The 3,813-nt window shown below is 61.8% G+C and carries 7 protein-coding genes; 3 read left to right on the top strand and 4 right to left on the bottom strand.

Translation table 11 applies throughout. The features are described 5' to 3' along the window. Nucleotides 1–95: SDR family NAD(P)-dependent oxidoreductase (locus DIE02_RS35090; RefSeq protein ID WP_124489873.1), on the bottom strand; the 95-nt coding region annotated here is incomplete at its 3' end. Nucleotides 96–258: 163 nt separating this feature from the next. On the opposite strand from DIE02_RS35090, the gene DIE02_RS35085 reads away from it, so the two are divergent. Both DIE02_RS35085 and DIE02_RS35080 read left to right on the top strand, forming a co-directional pair. After that, nucleotides 259–1,230 (top strand): aldo/keto reductase, encoded by a 972-nt coding sequence (locus tag DIE02_RS35085; RefSeq protein WP_124489872.1) that lies wholly within the window; start codon nt 259–261, stop codon nt 1,228–1,230. A 111-nt stretch (nt 1,231–1,341) separates the two neighbouring features. After that, the gene (locus DIE02_RS35080; RefSeq protein WP_124489871.1) at nt 1,342–2,187 is read left to right on the top strand and encodes a 23S rRNA (adenine(2030)-N(6))-methyltransferase RlmJ; all 846 of its coding nucleotides are present in this window, start codon (nt 1,342–1,344) and stop codon (nt 2,185–2,187) included. A gap of 15 nt (nt 2,188–2,202) precedes the next feature. On the opposite strand, the gene DIE02_RS35075 is transcribed toward DIE02_RS35080, so the two are convergent. The 3 genes from DIE02_RS35075 to cueR form a co-directional block, all read right to left on the bottom strand. Next, on the bottom strand, nt 2,203–2,571 hold the full coding sequence (locus DIE02_RS35075) for a hypothetical protein (protein WP_124489870.1): 369 nt from the start codon (nt 2,569–2,571) through the stop codon (nt 2,203–2,205). Nucleotides 2,572–2,685: 114 nt separating this feature from the next. After that, complete coding sequence (locus tag DIE02_RS35070) at nt 2,686–2,832, bottom strand: DUF3563 family protein (RefSeq protein WP_081053322.1); 147 nt, start codon at nt 2,830–2,832, stop codon at nt 2,686–2,688. A 215-nt stretch (nt 2,833–3,047) separates the two neighbouring features. Further along, complete coding sequence (gene cueR / locus DIE02_RS35065; RefSeq protein ID WP_044849283.1) at nt 3,048–3,452, bottom strand: Cu(I)-responsive transcriptional regulator; 405 nt, start codon at nt 3,450–3,452, stop codon at nt 3,048–3,050. 49 nt (nt 3,453–3,501) lie between these two features. Between cueR and DIE02_RS35845 the strand changes: the two genes are divergently transcribed. After that, on the top strand, nt 3,502–3,813 hold a 312-nt coding region (locus DIE02_RS35845; protein ID WP_221623429.1), incomplete at its 3' end, for a hypothetical protein.

Below are 3,813 nucleotides of genomic sequence, written 5' to 3'. Positions count from 1 at the left end.
GCGCCCGCTTTCGCGAGCTCCAGCGCGATTTCCTTGCCGATGCCGCTTGCGGCGCCCGTGACGACTGCGGTCTTGCCGTTCAGATCTGCTGCCATGTCCGTCTCCTTCCGTTATCGGATCGAAAAAGCGCGCCCCGCTGCATCCGCTTTCGTCGCGATCGTGCAGGTGGAGGCCAGCCGCTATTGTGCACGATCGGCCCCGCCGTTCGCTCGCAAAACGTCTAAGCTTAAGGTCGGTTCAGAGTCGCGGGAGATTCCCATGCACTATCGACGGCTAGGCCGCTCCGGCCTGCAGATCAGCGCGCTTTCGCTCGGCTCGTGGGTCACCTACGGCAACCAGGTCGATCAGCGGGTCGCCCGCGAATGCCTTGCGGCGGCCCGCGATGCGGGCGTCAATTTCTTCGACAACGCCGAGGTCTACGCCAGTGGCAAATCCGAGGAAATCATGGGCCAGGCGCTCAAGTCGCTCGGCTGGCCGCGCGTCAGCTACCTCGTGTCCACGAAGTTCTTCTGGGGGCTCGCGGAAGCGCCGAACCAGTACCACACACTGAACCGGAAATATCTGCTGAACGCGATCGACGGCTCGCTGCGCCGGCTGCAGCTCGACCATGTCGACCTCGTGTACTGCCATCGCCCCGATCCGAACACACCGATCGAGGAGACCGTCTGGGCGATGAGCGACATGATCGTACGCGGCAAGGCGCTGTACTGGGGCACGTCCGAATGGAGCGCCGACGAGATCCGCGCCGCGTACGAGATTGCCGAGCGGCACCATCTGCACAAGCCGGTCGTCGAGCAGCCGCAGTACAACCTGTTCCACCGTACCCGGGTCGAACAGGAATACGCACGGCTCTATCACGACTACGGCCTCGGCCTGACGACCTGGAGCCCGCTGGCATCGGGGCTGCTCACCGGCAAGTACCGGAACGGCGTACCGCCGGGCAGCCGCGCGCAATTGCCGGGCTACGACTGGCTCCGCGAACGGCTGACGGATCCGGTCAGCAACGATGTGGTCGAACGGCTCGGCGAGATCGCGACCGAACTCGGCTGCAGCACCGCCCAGCTCGCGATTGCATGGGTACTCGCGAATCCGCGCGTGAGTTCGGTCATTACGGGCGCCTCGCGAATCGAGCAGATCGGCGACAACATGCGCGCGCTCGACGTTGCCGAGAAACTGACGCCGGAGATCAAGCAACGCATCGAGGAGGCCGTCGGCGATGCATACGAGTAAGGCGGCTCACGCCCACTCGCGTACAATACGCGGCCGCATTGGCGCGCGGCCCGACGGCTTCGCGCGATCATCCGTTTTCATCGATTCACCCTTCGTTTCAGGCAGCCAGCCATGCTCAGTTATCGTCACGGTTTTCACGCAGGCAACCACGCGGACGTGCTCAAGCACGCCGTCGTCGTCCAGCTGCTGCGCTACCTGAACAAGAAAGACAAGTCGTACTGGTACATCGACACGCACGCCGGTGCCGGCGTGTATTCGCTGCGCGACGGTTATGCCGCCAAGACAGGGGAATTCGACACCGGCATCGGGCCGCTGTGGAACGAAAAGGACCTGCCCGAAGCGCTCGGCGACTACATCGACGAGGTGCGCGCGCTGAACGACGACGGTGAGCTGCATTACTATCCGGGCTCCCCGTATCTCGCATGGCGATCGATGCGCGAGCAGGACCGGATGCGCCTGTTCGAAATGCACACGACGGAAATCGACGTGTTGCGTCACAACTTCCGCGATGCGGGGCGCCGCGCGATGATTTTCGCCGGTGACGGCTTCGAGGGCATCAAGGCGCTGCTGCCGCCGCCGCCGCGACGCGCGCTCGTGCTGATCGATCCGTCCTATGAGGACAAGAAGGACTACGCGCGCACGGTGACTTGCGTGACGGAATGCCTGAAGCGTTTCGCGACAGGCTGTTACGCGATCTGGTATCCGCAGGTTGCGCGGGTGGAATCGCAGCGTTTTCCGGAGCAGCTCAAGCGCCTGCAGCCGAACAACTGGCTGCACCTGACGCTGACGGTATCGAATCCGCCGGCAGATGGCCTGGGCCTTTACGGCAGCGGAATGTTCATCCTGAATCCGCCGTACACGCTCGCGCAGAGCATGAACGAAGCGCTGCCCTATCTCGTCGAGCGCCTAGGACAGGACAGCGGCGCGCGGTGCCAGATCGAGCACCGCGGAAACTGAGCGAACGGTTTTCCGTTACGGCTGCGGTCTTGGCGCGGGTCTTGGCTGATTGGCCGGCGACCCACCCCAGCCCGGCACATTGATATACGGCGCGACAAACAGCGGGACCGAAGAATTCGGTCCCTGCCCTGCCGGCGCTCGCATGCCTGCGGGCTCAACGATCGGCTCGGACGATAACGGAGCCGTTTGCAACACCAGGCCGCCCTTGCCATCCTGGATCCCGCGTTGCGTATCGAGAATCAGCGGCCTGGACGACGTCGCCGCACCAGCCGCCATGCCGTGAGCGAGCACCGCGGCCCCCAGAAAGAGACGCGCGCGGGAAACGTGACGCACATCGAGACGCAAACGCATGGTCGTGTTCTTCCGGTTGAAAAGCAGGTCCATACCATAGCGCCACGCCGACGATTTCGCCAGATCGGACGCACAAAAAAACAAAGCCCCGTCAACACGGGGCTTGCTTTTCGCTCGGTGCCACACGGCACCTGACGGTGACTCCGATTACAGCGAGTAGCCGTTGGTTTCGAGCGAGCGGATGCGGCTCTCGAGCTGAACGATGTCCGACGACGACGCGAGGTAAGCCTCACGGCGTTCGCGCTCTGCGGATTCGAACCAGTTGCTCAGCTTTTCAACGATGTAGGCGATCATGATGTTCTCCAAGGAAGGGGGACCCCTGGCGAATCGAGATTCAGGGATTTCCCGTATAGGGTTATCCCGAATTATAGCGATGCCGCACCAAGATGCCAGTGAAATGCTTGCATGGAAGCCATTCCAGTTTGGAATGGTTTACGAACTATCTGCTTCAACCCACTGATTTTTAAAGATATTGAATCGAGGCTCCGATTCGGCCTCGAGGATATGCACTAATCTGGTTCACTCACCGGGTCGGCCAGCCGCGCCAAGATCGGGCATTCGGGTCGCCCGTCACCATGGCAGTGCGCGGCGAGATCGGCAAGTGTATTGCGCATGTCGCTCAATTCCGCGATGCGTTTGTCGAGTTCGGCCACGTGTTCGAGGGCGATCGACTTCACTTCGGCGCTGGCGCGGGAGCGGTCTTGCCAGAGCATCAGCAGCTTGCGAATATCCTCGACGAGAAAACCGAGCCGCCGCGCCTGGCGGATGAAACGCAGAATATGGACGTCATCCGAACCGTAGATGCGGTATCCGGCGTCGCTCCGCTTGCTCGGCGCAAGAAGGCCGACCTGCTCGTAGTAGCGGATCATTTTTGCGCTGACGCCGGATTCGCGCGACGCGTCGCCGATATTCATTCCCTGCCCTCTCTCCATCAAGCACTGGTTCGAACACGAAGGTCGACGCATGCATTCGTCGACGACATTTGGATCGTATCAAATCGCGAGATTTCGTTCCTGCCTGGGCAGTGACGGCCGGATCGACCGCAATCCGGATGTCCTTATTGAGGTAGGTGGTGGCTGCGAAATCTGCCGGTTCGGAGCAGCATGCAGCGCGTATCAAGCTGCCCGCCCACTGACGATCACGCCAACACTTGCAGCGATCGCGCATTTCTGCGCCGCAAATGCAAAAACCCCCGCCTTTTCGGGCGGGGGTTTTTGGCTTAGGGAGCCTGACGATTACCTACTTTCACACGGGAATCCGCACTATCATCGGCGT

Source organism: Burkholderia sp. Bp8991 (assembly GCF_003853795.1).
Classification (GTDB): domain Bacteria; phylum Pseudomonadota; class Gammaproteobacteria; order Burkholderiales; family Burkholderiaceae; genus Burkholderia.
This window is presented reverse-complemented; position numbering and strand designations above follow the sequence as displayed.

What these genes read in the sequence shown, in the direction of transcription:
- DIE02_RS35080 (WP_124489871.1), top strand. Translation starts at nt 1,342, where the DNA reads ATGCTCAGTTATCGTCACGGTTTTCACGCAGGCAACCACGCGGACGTG.
- cueR (WP_044849283.1), bottom strand. Translation starts at nt 3,452, where the DNA reads ATGAATATCGGCGACGCGTCGCGCGAATCCGGCGTCAGCGCAAAAATG.
- DIE02_RS35070 (WP_081053322.1), bottom strand. Translation starts at nt 2,832, where the DNA reads ATGATCGCCTACATCGTTGAAAAGCTGAGCAACTGGTTCGAATCCGCA.
- DIE02_RS35075 (WP_124489870.1), bottom strand. Translation starts at nt 2,571, where the DNA reads ATGGACCTGCTTTTCAACCGGAAGAACACGACCATGCGTTTGCGTCTC.
- DIE02_RS35085 (WP_124489872.1), top strand. Translation starts at nt 259, where the DNA reads ATGCACTATCGACGGCTAGGCCGCTCCGGCCTGCAGATCAGCGCGCTT.